At 64.5% G+C, this 17,863-nt stretch carries 12 protein-coding genes; 8 read left to right on the top strand and 4 right to left on the bottom strand.

The window, feature by feature from the left end; translation table 11 throughout:
• Positions 1 to 3 precede the first annotated feature (3 nt).
• The 4 genes from ACLJEU_RS07195 to ACLJEU_RS07180 all read left to right on the top strand — a co-directional run bounded on the left by ACLJEU_RS07195 (position 4) and on the right by ACLJEU_RS07180 (position 4,972).
• The gene (locus ACLJEU_RS07195) at positions 4 to 1,479 is read left to right on the top strand and encodes an ATP-binding protein (RefSeq protein ID WP_414661925.1); all 1,476 of its coding nucleotides are present in this window, start codon (positions 4 to 6) and stop codon (positions 1,477 to 1,479) included.
• Positions 1,476 to 2,426: a glutathione S-transferase family protein gene (locus tag ACLJEU_RS07190; protein ID WP_414661924.1), complete on the top strand. Its 951-nt coding sequence runs from the start codon at positions 1,476 to 1,478 to the stop codon at positions 2,424 to 2,426. The genes ACLJEU_RS07195 and ACLJEU_RS07190 overlap by 4 nt, the downstream gene beginning before the upstream one ends.
• Positions 2,427 to 2,629: 203 nt before the next feature.
• Positions 2,630 to 4,714, top strand: coding sequence for an elongation factor G (locus ACLJEU_RS07185; protein ID WP_414661923.1), 2,085 nt, complete (start codon positions 2,630 to 2,632; stop codon positions 4,712 to 4,714).
• Positions 4,715 to 4,747: 33 nt separating this feature from the next.
• Positions 4,748 to 4,972, top strand: a complete 225-nt coding sequence (locus ACLJEU_RS07180; RefSeq protein ID WP_414661922.1) for a hypothetical protein — start codon at positions 4,748 to 4,750, stop codon at positions 4,970 to 4,972.
• Positions 4,973 to 5,208: 236 nt separating this feature from the next.
• Here the strand turns inward: ACLJEU_RS07180 and ACLJEU_RS07175 are convergent, their stop codons facing one another.
• The gene (locus ACLJEU_RS07175) at positions 5,209 to 6,474 is read right to left on the bottom strand and encodes a Gfo/Idh/MocA family protein (RefSeq protein WP_414661921.1); all 1,266 of its coding nucleotides are present in this window, start codon (positions 6,472 to 6,474) and stop codon (positions 5,209 to 5,211) included.
• Between the two features lie 235 nt (positions 6,475 to 6,709).
• Between ACLJEU_RS07175 and ACLJEU_RS07170 the strand changes: the two genes are divergently transcribed.
• Entirely contained in the window at positions 6,710 to 9,226 is a 2,517-nt protein-coding gene (locus tag ACLJEU_RS07170) for an SMP-30/gluconolactonase/LRE family protein (RefSeq protein WP_414661920.1), read from the top strand.
• A gap of 50 nt (positions 9,227 to 9,276) precedes the next feature.
• On the opposite strand, the gene ACLJEU_RS07165 is transcribed toward ACLJEU_RS07170, so the two are convergent.
• From ACLJEU_RS07165 to ACLJEU_RS07155, 3 genes are all read right to left on the bottom strand, one after another.
• Positions 9,277 to 10,476: an FG-GAP and VCBS repeat-containing protein gene (locus ACLJEU_RS07165; protein ID WP_414661919.1), complete on the bottom strand. Its 1,200-nt coding sequence runs from the start codon at positions 10,474 to 10,476 to the stop codon at positions 9,277 to 9,279.
• Positions 10,477 to 10,682: 206 nt separating this feature from the next.
• Positions 10,683 to 11,384: an HAD family hydrolase gene (locus ACLJEU_RS07160; protein ID WP_414661918.1), complete on the bottom strand. Its 702-nt coding sequence runs from the start codon at positions 11,382 to 11,384 to the stop codon at positions 10,683 to 10,685.
• 38 nt (positions 11,385 to 11,422) lie between these two features.
• Entirely contained in the window at positions 11,423 to 11,587 is a 165-nt protein-coding gene (locus tag ACLJEU_RS07155) for a hypothetical protein (protein WP_414661917.1), read from the bottom strand.
• Positions 11,588 to 11,872: 285 nt separating this feature from the next.
• Between ACLJEU_RS07155 and ACLJEU_RS07150 the strand changes: the two genes are divergently transcribed.
• The 3 genes from ACLJEU_RS07150 (at position 11,873) to ACLJEU_RS07140 (ending at position 17,749) form a co-directional block, all read left to right on the top strand.
• On the top strand, positions 11,873 to 15,064 hold the full coding sequence (locus tag ACLJEU_RS07150; protein ID WP_414661916.1) for a TonB-dependent receptor: 3,192 nt from the start codon (positions 11,873 to 11,875) through the stop codon (positions 15,062 to 15,064).
• Between the two features lie 269 nt (positions 15,065 to 15,333).
• Positions 15,334 to 15,759 carry an OsmC family protein gene (locus ACLJEU_RS07145; protein ID WP_414662621.1) on the top strand — a complete coding sequence of 142 codons (426 nt, stop codon included), beginning with the start codon at positions 15,334 to 15,336 and terminating at the stop codon, positions 15,757 to 15,759.
• Positions 15,760 to 15,886: 127 nt separating this feature from the next.
• The gene (locus ACLJEU_RS07140; protein WP_414661915.1) at positions 15,887 to 17,749 is read left to right on the top strand and encodes an ABC transporter ATP-binding protein; all 1,863 of its coding nucleotides are present in this window, start codon (positions 15,887 to 15,889) and stop codon (positions 17,747 to 17,749) included.
• The last annotated feature ends 114 nt before the right edge of the window (positions 17,750 to 17,863 follow it).

Genomic DNA, 17,863 nt, shown 5'->3' with positions numbered 1-17,863 from the left:
CCAATGAAGCAGCGCAGCTCTTCGCCCGCCGCATCTGCCCGCAACCGCCCGGCCTGGCAAAACTATGGATTTGCCGCCGCGATGCTCGCCACGGCTCTGCTTGCCCGCTGGCTCATGGCTCCCCTGGTCGGTCATCAGATGCCCCTCGCGACCATGTACGTGGGCGTTGCGCTCGCCGCATGGTTTGGCGGCTGGATGCCTGCCGCCGTGGTCGCCGTCTCGGGCTATTTGCTGTCCACGTGGCTGTTTTCGCCGGCGCACGCGAGTCCGGTCGACTCCATCGGCGTCCCCCGGCTCGTACTGTACAGTATTTCCTGCACCATTACGGTCGTCCTGCTCGAATCCATCCGCCGCGCCGGCCGCAGGCACGCTTCAGCCGAGGCCCGCGTCGTCGCCATCATCGAGCACATGCAGGAATGTTTTTTCTCACTGGATTCGCACTGGAGGATCGTCGCGGTAAATCAGGTAACCGAGGACGCCTTGCGCCAGCCTCGCACCGCCCTGCTGAACCGCGTGCTGTGGGACGTACTGCCCCGCTGGATCGGCCAGCCCGCCGAAGCGGAACTGCAGCGGGCGATGCAGCAACGCGTGCCAGTCCGGTTCGAAACCACGGCTCTCGCGCCTGGCTCGTGGCACGCCGTCAGCGCCATGCCGTCTGACGACGGCCTCTCGCTCTTCTGCCAGGACATCACGGCCACGCGGTCCCAAGTCGACGAACTCGAGCGTCAGGTCGCTGAGCGCACCCTTGCGCTGCAACAGTCGGTCTCCGAACTCGAAGCGTTCTCCTACACGCTCGTCCACGACATCCGCGCGCCGTTGCGTTCGATCAGCAGCTACGCCGATATCCTGGCACTCGATCACGCCCACCAACTCGATGCCGAAGGCCGGGCCCACATTGCGCGCATCCAACGCTCCACTGTCCGCATGGACCAGCTGATCGTCGACATCCTCGACTACAGCCAGTTGTCGCGGCGCAAACCCGAACTCCGCCCCATCGACCTCGACGACACCGTTCGCGAATTGCTGCGCTCGCAGCCCGAGTTCCAGCCCGAACGCGCCGACATCGTCATCGAGGGCGCACTCCCGAAGGTCCTCGGCAACGGCGCCCTCCTCACCCAGTGCTTCACCAACCTGCTGCACAACGCGATCAAGTTCGTGGCTCCCGGCGTGAAGCCGCACATTCGTATTTCCGCGCACCTCGGCAGCGACATCGCGCGGGTGAACGTCACCGACAACGGCATCGGCATCCCCGCAGACGCCACCGCGCGGATCTTCGACCCCTTCCGCCGGGAACATCCGAACTATGACGGCACGGGCATCGGCCTCGCCATCGTACGCAAGGTCGTCGAACAGCTCTCGGGACACGTCGGCGTTGATTCCCAGGTCGGACGCGGCAGCACCTTCTGGGTCGACCTGCCGCTCGCCCCGGCCACGGCGTTGACGACCGCCATTCACGCCGTGGCCAAGGAGCACGCATGACGACCGCCGGACAATTTCCCGACGAACAATCGGCCGACGGTGAATTCGCGCGGCAGGAGGATGCGTTTCGCGAACGCGTCACGATGGATGGATCATCGCCGTTTCCGCCGACGCCCGGCCGCTATCATCTCTACGTGTCGCTGGCGTGTCCGTGGGCGCATCGCACCGTGATCGCGCGACGTCTGCGGCAACTCGACGCCGCGATTGGTTTGACCGTCGTGGATCCGGTGCGCGACGAGCGCGGCTGGGCGTTTCGCGACGGTCCGGGCCACTCGACTGATCCTGTCAACGGCTTCACTTTTCTCCGCGAAGCATACCTGGCCTCCGCGCCAACTTTTCGCGGCCGTTGGACGGTGCCCGTACTGTGGGATAAAGTCACTCGTCGCATCGTGAACAACTCCGAGGACGACATCTGCCGGATGTTCAACGATGTCTTCCCCGCGGCCGACGCCCGCACGGCACTGGACCTCTTTCCCGCGCCCATCGCCGCGGAGCAGGCCGACTTGAGCGCGCAGATTTATGAACGGGTGAACAACGGCGTATACCGGGCCGGCTTCGCCACCCGACAGAGCGCCTACGAGCGCGCCGTGCGTGATCTGTTTGCGATGCTCGACACGCTGGAGACGCGCCTCGGCTCGCGTCGTTTTTTATTCGGCACGTCACCGGTGGAAACCGACTGGCGGCTCTTCTGCACGCTGGTCCGGTTCGACGCCGTGTATCACGGGCACTTCAAATGCAATCTCCGGCGGATCGTCGACTATCCCAATCTGCAGGGATATTTGCAGGACCTTTTCCAGTGGCCGGGAATTCGGGAGACCGTGAACTTCGATCACATCAAGCGGCACTATTACGTCACGCACACGGAGATTAATCCGACGCGTATCGTGCCGCTTGGCCCGGAGCTCGACCTGAACACTCCGCACGCGCGCGCCCACATCGGTCGGTAGTAGTTGCGTTTGTCGGGAGCAGAAGGCCCTGGAAAACGAGTGGTCCGGGCCGGGTTCCACGGCTCGTTCTCCTTGGCTTTTACCACGCGATCCGCACACTCGAGCCACTTTCAGGCGTCACGGTTTCGCCGCGGCGCAACTCCCTCACTTTGTGGCAGGAGCAACCGCGCTTCGCGCGGCCTCAATCACCAAATCCCTCAGCCATGAAAGACTACGCGTCCTCAAAATTGAGAAGCTTCGCGGTGCTCGGGCACGCTTCAGCGGGAAAGACGATGCTGACCGAGGCCATGCTCGCCTGCTCCGGTCGAATCGGCCGGATGGGCAGTATCGCCGCCGGCACTACCGTCTCGGATTATCACGCGAGCGAGAAGGCGCACCAGATCTCGGTGCACTGCTCGCTGCTCAACACGGAATGGATGGGGCGGAAGTTCAACATCCTCGATACCCCGGGCTACAGCGACTTCATCAGCGAAGGCCTGGGCGCGCTGCGGGTCGGCGATTTTGCGCTCATCGTGATCAATGCCGCGCACGGGCTCGGCGTGGGCACCGACGCCGCATGGGACTACGCCACGCGCTTCGGCCTGCCAAAAATCCTCGTCGTCAACGGACTCGACAAGGCGAACGTCAAGTTCGACGCCATCGTCGAGGACGCCCGCACACATTTCGGCAAGAATGTCTTTCCGATCACCGTGCCGCTGAACGCCGGCCCCGGGTTCAGCCATGTGCTCGATGTGATGCGGAGCGAAGTCACCACCTACCAGCCCGGCGGCAGCGGGAAATACATTGAAGTGCCCGCCGGGGCGCTCGCCGAACGCGTGAGCCAGCAGCATCGGGAATTGATCGAGTACGTCGCGGAGTCCGACGACGGCCTGATGGAACGTTTCTTCGAACGCGGCATCCTCGCCGAGGAGGAATTCCGCGCGGGCCTGCACAAGGCCGTGCAGAACCAGGTGCTCGTTCCGCTCTTCGCCGTCTCGGCCGAGACCAATGTCGGCGTCGCCCGCCTGATGGACTTCATCGCCAAATACGGCTCCTCACCACTCGACCGCGCCGAAGTCCCGGCGCGGGATGCCAGTGGAGTCGCCGGCTCCGTGCCGCTTTCGCAGCCGGAGCCGGTGGTGTTTATATTCAAAACGATGAACGAGCCGGGCGTCGGCGAGCTGTCGCTCTTCCGGGTTTATTCCGGCACCGTGAAAAGCGGTGACGAATTGCTCAACACCTCGCGCGACGTCACGGAGCGACTGGGCCAGATCTATGTGCTCAACGGCCACGATCGCACGCCCGTCACGCACCTGAACGCGGGCGATCTCGGCGCCGTGGTCAAACTCCGCTCGACGCACACCGGCGATACGTTGTGCAGTCCGCGCTATCCGGTCACGCTGCCGAAGGTCGACTACCCGCGGCCCAACATCCACGGCTCGCTCCGGCTCCGTTCGAAAGGCGATGAGGACAAGCTCGCCGTCGGGCTCGCGACGTTGCACCAGGAAGATCCGACGTTCCACTACCGCGTCGACGACGAGGTGCACCAGACAATCGTTTCGGGTCAGGGAGAGATTCACCTTCAGGTCATCGTCGAGCGACTCCTGCGTCGCTTCGGCGTGCAGGTGACGCTCGAGGAGCCGCACATCCCGTATCGGGAAACCATTCGCGGCAACGGCGACTCACGCTACCGCCACAAGAAACAGACCGGCGGCGCCGGCCAGTTCGCGGAAGTCTGGCTGCGCGTCGAACCGGGCGTGCGCGACACGGGACTCGACTTCAAGCAGACGCTCGTCGGCACCAACGTCGATCGCGTATTCGTGCCGTCCGTGGAGAAGGGCGTGAACACCGCCTGCCGCGAAGGCATCATCGCGGGTTTCCGCGTGACCGACGTGAAGGCCGAATTCTACGACGGCAAGATGCACCCGGTCGACTCGAAGGACATCGCGTTTCAGGTCGCCGGCTATCACGCGTTCAAGGAGGCGTTCCAGGCCGCTGCGCCGTGTCTGCTCGAACCGATCTTCAATGTCGAAGTGACCGTGCCCGAGGAACACGTGGGCGCGATCCTCGGTGATCTGTCGGCGCGGCGCGGCCAGATCATCGGCGTCGAGGCCGACGGACATTTCCAAAGCATCCGCGCCCGGGTGCCACAAAAGGATCTCTACCACTACAGCACCGTGGTGCGCTCGCTCACCAGCGGCCGGGGGCGTCACACCGAGGAGTTCAGCCACTACTCGGAGGTCCCGCCTGAGCTCACGCAAAAGATCCTCGGCGAGCGCGCCAAGCGCAACGGCGCCGCCCATCCCTGACGCCTCGGCCGCTCCCATCCCTCGGACACCACCATGACTACCTGGAGAATCGAAATCACCGCGCCGCACAGCGGCGAAATCGGCGAGGCGATCCTGCACGAGGATCACGGCTTCGCCATGGAAGAGTACACCTACGAGGCCGGCCACAAGATGGAGGTGGCCGTGCACGACACGCACGACACCCACTGGCATATCTTCACTGACCTCGATTCCGGTCACCGCATCAAGATCCCGCCGGAGAAATACCGCCGGCTGTAGTGAGCTGAACACCGAGGAGGCCGCGTGCACGGCACCGCACGCAGATTGGTTACCCTCCCGGGAGCGCAGACGTCCCGCCTGCTTCGATCCCTTGCAGGCGGGACGTCTGCGCTCCCAAGTAAAGGCGCGGCCCACTGGTCATCACAGACCCCAGTAGGTGCCGCGCCTAAAAGAAAGCGGGCGCTGCTTGCGCAGCGCCCGCCGGAGGAATCACGCCGGACCGATCCGCGTCCGCGTTAGATCAACTCGGTCTTGCCGGGAACCGGCACGGCCGGGAAGACGCCCGGGCCTGGGCCGATCGTCTTGGGGAAGATATCGAGCTTCGACGCATTGAGCAGCCAGTTCCACGAGATCTCGCGGCCGGTGTAGGCGGACATGCGTCCACCGATCGCCGTGAGCGTGCTCATCGCCACCTGTTCGCCTTCGTTCAATGGCTCGCCCTTGCGGATGCTCGCGATGAGGTCCGTGTGCTCCTGCACCATCGGATTCGGATTCGGGCCTTCAAACTTGTACGCCTTCTCGCCCTTGATCGACGTCGTGCAGTCCGAGGTGCCGCGCGTACCGACGACCCGTTCGCCGATGCGTTGCGCCGACTTCGGCGTGTGGCGGCACATGCTGGTGACGCGCGCGCCATTGGCATATTCCATCTCGACGGCGAAGTGATCCCAGATGTTGCCCGGCAGCGCGCCGCGATTCTGGCGACCACCCATGCCGTAGAATTTCACCGGCGGTCCGCCGAACGCCCAGTTGATGACATCGAGGTTGTGGATGTGCTGCTCGACGATCTGATCGCCGCTGAGCCAGTCCCAGTGATACCAATTCCAGCACTGCCACTCGAAATCGGACATCCCCTCGAGCCAGCCGGTCTTCTCGCGGAACCAGATGCCCTCGCCGTTCCAGTAACACTGGCCGCCCACCAGCTCGCCGATCTGCCCGCCGTGAATGCGCTTGATGATGTCGATGTAGCTCGGCTGGTGCCGGCGCTGCGTGCCCGCAACCACCGCGAGTTTCTTCTGCTTGGCCAGCTGCGCCGTCGCGATGATCGAGCGCACGCCCACCGGGTCGACCGCGACCGGCTTTTCCATGAAGACGTTCTTGCCGGCGGCGATCGCCGCCTCGAAATGCATCGGCCGGAAACCCGGCGGCGTGGCGAGGATCACGAGATCGATGTCGCTCGCGAGGACCTTCTTGAAGGCATCGAATCCCCAGTAACCCTGCGCCTGCGGGATCTTGAGTTTCGTCTTGGCCGCGTTGACCTGGCGCTCGAAGAGATCGCCCACCACCACGATCTCCACGCCCGGCGAGGAATCGAGGCAGTTCTGTGCGGCACCGGTACCGCGGCCGCCGCAACCGACGACACCGACGCGAATGCGGTCGGAACCGGCGGTGGCCGCCATCACGCGGTTGGCGCCAAGACCAGCCGCGACGGCTGCGCCGGTACCAACAGCGGATAATTTGACGAAGTCTCGACGCGAGAACGGGGAGGAGCCTGGGGTGTTCATGGAGTTCTTTTTCGAAGGACGAGGGTGAACCATCAGCGCGAACGCCACCACGGCATCCGCAGGGACAACCCGACGGTGTGAAAAGTAGCGTCGTTGGCGATTCTTGTCTGACCGAATCTTGGCCAAGGTGTCGCACATCTTGCGACGCCGTCACGCGATTGCCACCTGCCGCAGCCACAAACCACTTGGACCGCCGTTGATTTCAGATCACGATCCGCGGGAACCCCTTCGCGCCATGCCTCGATTTCTCCCGTGCTGCCTCGCCGTCCTGTCCTTCTCGCTCGCGCTGCCGCTGGCGTTCGCCCAACGCGCCAGCCGGGAATCACTCCCAACGCGCGGCCCAGACGAAGACGTCAAATCCGCCGCGGTCCGGGAACGCGCAGGACTCGCTCCGGGGCGACACCTACTGCACACGGGCTGGGGCGTGACGCCCGCCGGCGAGCACGTACGCATCAGCGACATGCCGTTGAAGATGATTGTTTCACCCGATAAAAGCCGGCTCGTCACCGTGAGTGGCGGCTTCAACGACACCGGCGTCACCCTGCTCGATCTCAAGACGCGCCAGGTCACCCAGTTTCTTCCACTCAAGGAATGCTGGAACGGGCTCGCGTTCAGCCGCGACGGCAAACGCCTCTTCGTGTCGGGCGGCGACACCGGGCTGATCCAGGTTTTCGACTACGCGAGCGGCCAGGCCACGGCGGCGAAACCGGTCAAACCCAAGACCACTGACGATCCGGTTTTTCTCGCGGGGATCGCGGTGCATCCGACGACGGGAAGGGTCTACGTCTGCAACGAGGCCAACCACGAAGTCTGGGTACTGCATCCCGACACGCTCGCGCACGAAGCGACGATTCCCGTCGGCCAGCACCCGCACTCGTGCCTCTTCGGCGGCGATCGCACCCACCTCTACGTCACGAACTGGGGCAGTCGCAGCGTGAGCGTGATCGACTCGGTGAAAAACCGCCGGCTGCGCGATGTCACCGTCGGCATCCGCCCCAACGATCTCGCCCTTGCCCCCGATGGCCGGATGTTCGTGGCCTGCGCCGGCGACAACACGGTGCACGTGCTCACCACGCGCCGACTCGAAAGCGTACCGGAAGCCGCGAGCCCCGCCCGCCGGCTCTGGGAAGGCGCACGCGAGGTGATCTCGACGTCATTGTATCCGCAGTCGCTCGAAGGCAGCACGCCCGACGCGCTCGCGGTTTCGCCTGATGGAAAAACGCTCTTCGTCGCCAACGCGGACAACAACGCGGTCATGGTCGTGGACATCTCGAACCGCCTGACCGAGGAGGCGAGCGAACGCGGCGAAACAATTTCGATCGTCGATGGTTTCATTCCCACGGGTTGGTATCCGACCGCGCTCGCCGTCAGTCCCGACAACCAGACGCTCTACATCGGCAACGGCAAGGGCCTCATGTCGCGCGCGAACTTCCCGGCGACCTCGAAGGATCCTCGCACCAACAACGGATCTCCCCCCTTCGACTACATCGCGCGGATCTTCGAGGGCTCGGTCTCGTTCGTCGCGCGGCCCGACACGCAGCAGATGTCGGCTTACACGGCGCAGGTGCGCCGGAACTCGCCGTACACGCCGGAGGCTCTGACGCGCGCCCCGGTGCCCGCGGACAGCGTGATCCCCGCGCGCGTCGGCGATCCTTCGCCGATCAAGTACGTGCTTTATATCATCAAGGAGAACCGCACCTACGATCAGGTGCTCGGTGATCTCACCGACGCCCAGGGCCGTCCGCTCGGCAACGGCGATCCGCATCTCGCGATCTTCGGCCAGAAGGTCACGCCCAACCAGCACCAGCTCGCGCGCGAGTACGTGCTGCTCGACAACCTGTACTCGAACAGCGAGGTGAGCATCGATGGGCACAGCTGGACCGACGCCGCCATCGCCACCGACTTCAACCAACGGTCGTGGATCATCAGTTATTCGAAGCACGGCAAACTGCCCGGCAACGAGGAGATGGAGAATCCAGCGAACGGATACCTGTGGGATCTGTGCCGGCGTCATGGCGTCACCTACAAGAACTACGGCGAAGGCGCGCAGCGCGTGCCGTCTTCGAATCGCGGCACCTGGGGCAATCGCCGGACCACGCGCGACATGAACCTCGTCGACCACTGGATTCGCGACTTGGCCAAGGCCGAGGCCTCCGGCGAACTGCCGCGTTTCACGATCATGTCGCTGGGTGAAAATCACACCAACGGCACCACGCCCGGCGCGTTCACGCCGAATGCGTGTGTTGCCAGCAACGACATTGGCCTGGCCAAGATCGTAGCCGCGGCGAGTCGCAGCAAATTCTGGAAGGAGATGGCGATTTTCGTGATCGAGGACGACACGCAGAACGGCCCGGACCACGTCGACGCGCACCGCACGACCGGCTTCGTCATCAGTCCCTACGCGAAACGCTCCTTCGTCGACCGCACGCTCTACACGACCGCGAGCATGATTCGGACGATGGAACTGATCCTCGGTCTGCCCCCGCTGACGCAGTACGACGCCGGTGCCACGCCGATGCACAACTGCTTCCAGCGCGAGGCGGTGTTGACGCCGTACACCGTGCTGCAGCCGGACGTCGATCTGTACGCGAAGAACACCAAGGCGTCGCCGTTCTCGCTCGAGTCATCGCGGATGAACTTCAAGGAATTCGATCGCGCGCCGGAGGATCAGCTGAATCGGATTCTCTGGTACGTGGCCAAGGGCGACGCGCCCTACCCCACGCCGATTCACGGCGCGGTGTTCACGCGATAGCCGCGGGCGACGGCCGCGGCGGAATGGTTTGAAACGCAGCGAGTGTCACTTCAGCGCGCGCTCTTTTCGGTCTCGTTCCAGTAGATGATGACGTTCTTCGTCGCGCGTCCGGCCGCGATGATTTCGGGACGACCGTCGCCATTGAGGTCGGCCACTTTGAGATCCTCGCAGGCCATTTTGTTGTCGTCGACGAGTGCGACGAGCTCCCAGGCCTCGCCGCGGGCGTCGGCCGCGGCGTAAACTTTTATGCCCACCTTGGCACCAGGCGTGCCGCCGCGCCAGCCGACGACGATCTGATCGCTGCCGATGCCGAGCAAGTCACCCGTTGCGAGGCCATGGCCCTGAACGAGTTTGTCGTCGACGGACGTACGTTGTGCGGTCCAGTCCGCACCCGAGGAGAACTGCGTCGTCGGTCCGCGATAGACCGCAAGTTCGTGGCCATGCATCGGCTCGATGGTCGCTACATAGCGGCCGCCACCCGGGAGCGCGCCGCGCCTCACCTCGCCCGCGGCGATGGTCGTCACCGACGCCGGCACCGAACGATTGGCCGGCGCCTCGATCGAGCGAAGACCTTCCTTGGTCGCAACCAGCATCCCTTCGGCGGCCTGTGGGCCCTGGCCGGAAATCAGGTCGAAATTGTGCGTCAGGTGCAGGGGAGGCAGATCCGCGGCGAGCAGGAAGGGCCGGCTCGTTTCACGCCACGGCCACTCGTAGCCGTGGAGCTGCACCCCGTCACCCGCGCCATTCTTGTTACCGCGGCCATGCAGCGGCAGCACCGCGAGGTAGAAACTGCGATCCGCGCCGCGCACCCAGTGCATGCGATGCGTGGTGGGCATGTGCGGGAGCTTTTTCGGCGTCCAGCGCTGCGTGCGATCGGCAGGCGCCATCAGGAAGAACACGGCGCCGCTGTTCAACGTGTCGGCCGGATTCCACTCCGCACCCACGGCCACCTCGGCCTTGCCGTCGCCGTCCACATCGCGCGCGGCGATGCAGACGTTGTCCTTGGCGGTGAGATTCTCGGCCATCACGAACTTCTCCCACTTCGGCGCGCGGTACCAGACGATCTGTTTCGCATCCGCGAGCAGGATGTCGTCCAGCTTGTCGCCATCGACATCGGCAATCGCGAGACCGTAACCGATCTGAATGGCCGGATCGATCGTCTGCGGCCGCATCTTAAGAGCAGGCCGCTCGGCGGCGACGAGCGTGGACGTGGCGAGGGCGGTAACCAGGATCAGGCGTGGGAGGCTCATGGGGTGAATGACGTCAGCGAATCACGGTGGCGGAAAATGTCTGCCGAAAAGATGGGTGGAGCAGGAAGCCAGGAAACATCGACTAATTCAGAAGCCAAAAAGCCAGGAACAGAATTCCTGGTTTCCTGGCTTCTGAATTAATTCCTGCCCGGTTCGGTTTCCGAGCTTCTGAATTTTTCCGGGCTTCCTGGCTTCCTGCTCCACGCTCACAGCCGTTCGACCACGGCCAGAAGTTCACGCACATTCTTCAAGCGGAAGAAGCGCCCGTGGCCTTCGGGGGATTCCTCGACGCGCTCCGCGCCCCACAATAAATGATACGGGACGTGGGCACCGGCGCCGCCAAGCGCCAGGACCGGCAGGATGTCGGACTTGATCGAATTGCCCACCATCAGGAATCGCTCCGGCGCGATCGCGTGGCGGCGCAGGACCTCGGCGTACGTCTGCTGGTCCTTTTCCGACACGATTTCGACGTGGCTGAAATGCGCGGCGAGCTGCGACTTCGCGAGCTTGCGCTCCTGATCGCGCAGATCGCCCTTCGTGATCACCAGCATCCGGTGATGGGGCGCAAGCGCCGTGAGCGTTTCCGTGACCCCGTCGAGCAACTCGACCGGATGCGCCAGCATGTCACGACCCAGCGCAATCAGCTGCTGGATTTCGTCGGCGCTGATCTTCCCTTCCGTGAGGTGAATCGCTGTCTCGATCGCTGACAGCATGAACCCCTTCACGCCGTAGCCGTAGAGATCGAGATTGCGCATCTCGGTCGCGAACAACTCGCGATCCACCCGGGCCGCGTCATGGAAGCGCGCCAGCAGGGCGCGGTACCGCTCGTGCGTCTTCTCAAAGATGATCTCGTTGTGCCAGAGGGTGTCGTCGGCGTCGAAACCGATGACGAGGTCGCGTTGCGGCATCCGGACAGTTCAGGAAACCCGTCCGGCCGCTGCAAGCGCTACGACGAGGTCAGATGCCATTGCCGGCACAGCGGACAGAGATACGCGCTGCGCTTGCGTTCCACGCCTGCAATCGCGGCCGCGTCAAGGGCGTCGCCTTGCGAACGATAGCGGCGTTTGCCGGTGCACATGCGCTGACGCTCTTCGCGGTTCGGTTTTTTCACAGGCAAAGCGGTGGCAGAAACTCATGACCGGCACGGCCGTTCATTTCCAGCCGATCCGTTACCGCTTCGGGCCGGATTGGAATTGTGCCGCCATACCGGCCCCCCCTTACTGCGCTCCGCTCGCACCCCGGGGCTCACCCCTCCTGGACTGCGTGTGTCCCTGAATTGCGCGATGGACGGTCCCCGCTCCGCCGCGCGATTCGTTTCTCCAGTACCACCACCCCCGCCTGCCCCCGCCTCTCGCGTGCCCTCCAGCACGCGGCAGGCGGCTGACCTCCAGCACCCATGATTCGTTCAACCTGTCTTCGTCTGTTCGCCCGTGTCTGCCTGCTGGCAGCGGGCTTCGGCCTTTTCACCGGCGTCGCCTCGGCCCAATCGTCGGGCGGCACCGTCGAGGGCCGCGTCCTCAACCTCCGCAACGGCGAATATCTCGAGAAGGCGCGCGTCACCATCGAGGGCACGCAGCTCGAAACATTCACCGACAGCTCCGGCCAGTACCGGTTCGTCAATGTGCCCGCGGGCGCCGTGAAGGTCCGCGCCTTTCACACCGGTCTGGTGCCGCAGATCCGCCCCGTGACCGTCGTCGCCGGCCGCGTCACGCAGCACGACTTCAATCTCGCCGATGCCGACGCCAAGCCCGCGCTCGCGGACGGCACGGTCCAGCTCGACAAGTTCGTCATCTCGACCTCGAAGGAGATGGACGGCGCCGCGATCGCGATCAACGAACAGCGGTTCGCGAGCAACATCATGAACGTGGTGGCGGCCGATGAGTTCGGCCACATCGCCGAGGGCAATGTCGGCGAGTTCCTGAAATTCCTTCCCGGCATGTCGATCGACTACGTCGGCGGCGATGCCCGCACAATCTCGATGGGTGGCGTGCCGTCCAACAACGTGCCGGTCACCATGGGCGGGTTCAATCTGGCCAGCGCCGCCTCTTCGGGCACCTCGCGTTCGGTCGAGCTCGAACAGGTCTCCATCAACAACATTGCCCGCATCGAGGTCTATCACTCGCCCACGCCGGAGTCGCCCGGCTCGGCCCTCGCCGGTGGCGTGAACATGGTGCCGCGCGGTGCGTTCGAGCGATCCCGGCCACAGTTCAACGGCAGTGTCTACGTGATGATGCGCGACGCCGAACGCAGCCTGCGCAAAACGCCCGGCCCGCTGCGCGATTCGACCTACAAGATTCACCCGGGCATGGATTTTTCCTGGGTGGTCCCCGTGAATCAGCGCTTCGGCTTCACGCTCTCCGGCGGCACGTCGACGCAGTACACGATGCAGGACTTCATGACGAACACCTGGCGCGGCGCCGGCAACGCGACAACCGTCGCGGCCACCGCCACCAACGGCCTGCCCGACACCACGCCGGACAAGCCGTATCTGACGAACTACGCGGTGCGCGACGGCACGAAACTCACGACCCGCTCGTCGCTCGGCACCACGCTCGACTACAAGCTCTCGCGCAACAACCGCGTGTCCTTCTCGTTTCAATACGCGTTCTTCGACGCGTCGTTCAACAACCGCACGCAGACCTTCAACATCACGCGCGTGCAGCCGGGCCAGTTCGACACCCGCACCACCAACGGCGACACCGGCTTCGGCGACATGAGCGTCAGCAACGGCGCCCGCGAGAAGTCCGGCACCACGTACATGCCGACGATGCGTTTCTACCACGACGGCCCGATCTGGAAGGCGGATCTCGGCCTCGGGTATTCACACGCGAGCAATCACTACCGCGACGTCGACAAGGGTTACTTCAACGGCGCCTCGACCCGCCGCACCGGCCTGACGGTTTCCTTCAGCGAAATCTTCTACCTTCGTCCCGGCAAGATTTCGGTCGTGGAAGGCCCCAATCGCACGCCGGTCGATCCGTACCTGCTCAGCAACTACGTCCTCAACACCGCGAGCAGCGATTTCCGTGAATCGTCCGACCTGCAGCGGAGCGCGTTCGGCAATCTCCGCCGCGATTTTGACGTCCGGCGGATTCCCGTCTCGGTCAAGATGGGCTTCGACATCCGGGAATCGGCGCGCGACATCCGCGGCGGCACGGTGCCGTACACTTATCGCGGCCCCGACGGTCGGGCCACCAGCACGCCGGCCGATCCGCTCGGCAGCGATGACAACGCCGGTCCGTACCTCGACGAGAACTTCTCCCAGCGCAACGCGCCGTGGGGTTTCCCGAAAATTCAATGGGTGAGCAACTACAAGTACTGGGAGCTCTACAAGGCGCACCCCGAGTACTTCACCATCGATCAAAACGCCGCCTACCGCAACGCGGTCAACCTCTCCAAGCGGGCCGCCGAGATCGTGTCTTCCGCCTATTTCCGCGGCGACCTCGCGTTCTTCGAACGCCGCCTGAAATTCGTGGGCGGCCTCCGCGCCGAGCAGACCAACGTCAGCGCGCAGGGCCCGCTTACCGACCCGACGGGGAACTACCAGAAGGATGCCAGCGGCAACGTAATTTTCCAGCGCGACGCCAACGGCAATCCGATCCTCGGCACGAACCGGCTTCCACTGCCGGCGCTGATTCAACCGACAGCAAACGCCCTCGGCGTATCTCAACTGACGCTGCTCGATCGCCGGCAGAACGTGAAGAAGGAGTACCTCCGCTGGTTCCCGAACATCAACGCGAGTTACAATGTGCAGGAAAATCTGATCGCACGCGCTTCGTACTACTACTCCGTCGGCCGCCCGGACTTCAATCAATACGCCGGCGGTCTCACCCTGCCCGACACCGAGCAGCCGCCGAATTCAGCCAGCAACCGCATCTCGGTGAACAATGCCGGCATCAAGGCCTGGAGTGCCAAGACCACCAAGGTGCGCCTCGAATATTACTTCCAGCGCGTCGGCCAGCTCTCGATCGGCGCGTTCCGCCGCGATTTCGAGAACTTCTTCGGCGGCGTCATCCTGCCGGCGACGCCCGAGTTCCTCGCGCTGTACGATCTCGATCCCGAGGTCTACGGCGAGTACGCGGTGTCGACGAACTACAACCTCGACAGTCGCGTGCGCATGGAAGGCCTGGACATCGACTACAAGCAGGCTCTCACGTTCCTGCCGCCGTGGGCGTCCGGCCTGCAGGTCTTCGCCAACGCCACGGGCACCCGCGCCACGGGCGTCGCCGCGTCGAATTTTTCCGGATACGTGCCGCGCACCTACAACTGGGGCATCAGTCTTTCCCGCCCCAAGTACAACCTCCGCGCCAACTGGAACTACAAGAGCCGCCAGCGCCGCGGGCTGATCGCCGCGGGCCGCAGCATCGAAGCCAACACCTACGACTGGGGTTCCAAGCGGCTCTACATCGACATCAGCGGCGAGTACACCTTCTACAAGCGCTTCGCCGTCTTCGGCAGCCTGCGGAACGTCGATGATGCCACGGAGGACTTCGAGCGCGCGGGCCCGAGCACGCCGGCGCACGCGCAATTCCGCCAGCGCGAGGACTTCGGCTCGCTTTGGACGTTCGGCGTGAAGGGCACATTCTAGGTCGGCCACGCTGCTTTCACTCGGCAGGCCGGACGCATCGCGTCCGGCCTTTTTTGTGACCGAACAAAAGTGGCCACCACGCGCCGACTCGATGGGCGCGGGGCTGCGAACACCAGCAAGCGGAGCGCTGCTCACCCGCAGTCCGCACGTCGGTCGGCCACTCGCGGGCGCTCGCAGCCACACTTCATAATGTGACGCTCAAAGCCCCAGTCCGCCGAAATCAAGGAGGCCATTTGCGTCGCGCCGAAATCCGCCCACGGTGCCAACGCATGAAACGCACCGCTAACGCCGTTTGGAACGGCTCGCTCAAGGAAGGCAAAGGCACGCTCACCGCCCCCGGTGGAGCTTTGAAAAACACCCCGTACTCGTTTGGTTCCCGTTTTGAAAACGGCGTCGGCACCAATCCCGAGGAACTGATTGCCGCCGCTCATGCAGGCTGTTTCGCGATGGCGCTTTCCGCCGAACTGACTGGCGCCGGCTTCACGCCGGAGCAACTCGACTCCACCGCAATGGTGAGCCTCGACAACGTGCCAGAGAAGGGTTGGACCGTGACCGCTTCGCACCTGGTACTGAAGGCGAAGGTCCCCGCCATCGACGCCGCAAAGTTCAACGAGCTTGCGACCAAGGCGAAAACCAACTGCCCAATCTCGAAGTTGCTGAACGCGACGATCACGTTGGACGCCGCCCTGGTCTGACCTCCGCTCCAGTTCCTCTGCATGAACCGCGGCGCACTCGCCGCGGTTTTCGTTGGTACCCAGGAAGCGACGCGCCATCCTCGGGCCCCGTCCTCTCGCGCTTCGCTCCCGACTCCACCTTCCCAGCTTGGCCCACCCCCACCCGCCCAGTGCCGGCACCACCGCCACGCCGCCGTTTCTCACCCGGCTGCTCGGAAGTTTTTCGCACACCCCGCGCACCCTTGGGCTGGCGTGGCGTTCCTCACCCCGCGGCCTGATCGCGATCGCGGTCGTCGTGGTCCTGGCGGCCGTGTTGCCCATCGCGGTCGCGTGGGTCGGCAAACTGATCGTCGACGCCGTCGTGGCCGCGCAAGCCGCTCCTCCCGGTCCGGCCCGCGAGGCCGCACACGATCTCGTCCTGCATTGGGTGCTCATCGAACTCGCGCTCATCGCCGGCATTGCCGCCGCGGAGCGTTCGGCGGGTTGGCTGCGGCAGCTCGTGGGCTCGCGCCTCGCCATCGATCTCAACGTCCGGATTCTCGAGAAGGCGCTCACGCTCGATCTGCGGCATTTCGAGGATCCCAAATTCTACGACAAACTCACCCGGGCACGGCGTGAGGCCTCAACCCGCCCACTGGCGCTCGTCCAGCAGAACTTCCAGATTGTCCGCAGCGTCCTGACGCTTGCGGGCTATGCCGCCCTGCTCGTCCGTTTCAGCCCGTGGGCCGTGGGCGGATTGCTGCTCGCGGCGGTGCCCGCGTTCATCGCCGAGGCGCGGTTTGCCGGCGCGGTGTTCCGGTTGCACAACTGGCGCTCCCCCGAGGCCCGCCGGCTCAACTACATCGAATACGTCCTCGCCAACGACGAGCATGCCAAGGAGGTGAAACTCTTCGGGCTCGGGCCGATGTTGCTCGCCCGGTATCGCGCGCTCGCGGAACGCTTCCGTGACGAGGATCGCCGGCTCGAGACGCGGCGCACCGGGTGGACGTTCGCCCTGTCGCTGATCGCCACCGGCGCGTTCTACAGTTGCTACGCCGTCATCGCGCTGGCCGCCGCCGCCGGCCGCGTCTCGCTCGGCGACATGACGCTCTACGTGGTCGCGTTTCGCCAGGGACAGAACGCGTTCCAGTCGATCCTAACCGCCATCGGCGGCATGTACGAAGGCAACCTGTACATGTCCAATCTGTTTGAATACCTCGCGATTCCCACGACCCGCGCCGCGCCCCCCATGTCGCCCGCGGTCGCGATCCCCGCTGAACGCGGGATCCGTTTCGAGCACGTCGGCTTTCGTTATCCCGACGCCAAGGAATGGGCGCTCCGCGATCTCTCGGTCTTCATCCCGCAGGGCGAGAGTCTCGCCCTCGTCGGCCAGAACGGCGCCGGCAAGACGACGTTCATCAAACTGCTGACGCGGCTCTACACCCCCACCGAGGGCCGCGTGCTGCTGGACGGCCGCGATCTCCGCGACTGGGACGAGATGGATCTGCGGCGGCGTGTCGGCGTCATTTTCCAGGATTTCAACCAATATCAGTTTCTGGTCCGCGAGAACGTCGGCTTCGGCAGCATCGAGCACCTGGACGATTCCGCCCGCATCGGACGCGCGGTCGAACGCGGCGGCGCGAAGGAGTTCGTGGGCCAGCTTGCCGCCGGTCTCGATACGCAGCTCGGCCGCTGGTTCAACGAAGGTGCCGAGCTCTCCGGCGGGCAGTGGCAGAAAATCGCCCTCGCCCGCGCGTTCATGCGCGAGGAAGCGGACATCCTTGTCCTCGACGAGCCGACCGCCGCCCTCGATGCCGAGGCGGAGCACGCGATCTTCGAGCGGTTTCGCACGCTCACGCGCGGCCGCACTGCGATTCTCATTTCCCACCGCTTTCCCACGGTGCGGATGGCCGGCCGCATCCTCGTGATCGAACATGGCCGCATCGCCGAGCAGGGCACGCATGCCGAGCTCATCGCCGCCAACGGACGCTATGCGCGGCTCTTTACCCTGCAGGCCGAAGGTTACCGCTGAACTGGGGACGTGGGTCGCCCGCGAATGACGCGAATGGACGCCAATGTTCGGAAGGCATCCTGAACCCTTTCCTGCAGAAGAGAGGGATAGGAATTGGCGCTGGAATTCGCGTCC

It is taken from the genome of Terrisphaera buseokensis, from assembly GCF_047521145.2.
Taxonomy (GTDB): domain Bacteria; phylum Verrucomicrobiota; class Verrucomicrobiia; order Opitutales; family Opitutaceae; genus ER46.
Note: the sequence above shows the minus strand (reverse complement) of the source record. Positions and strands in the feature narration are given on the sequence as shown.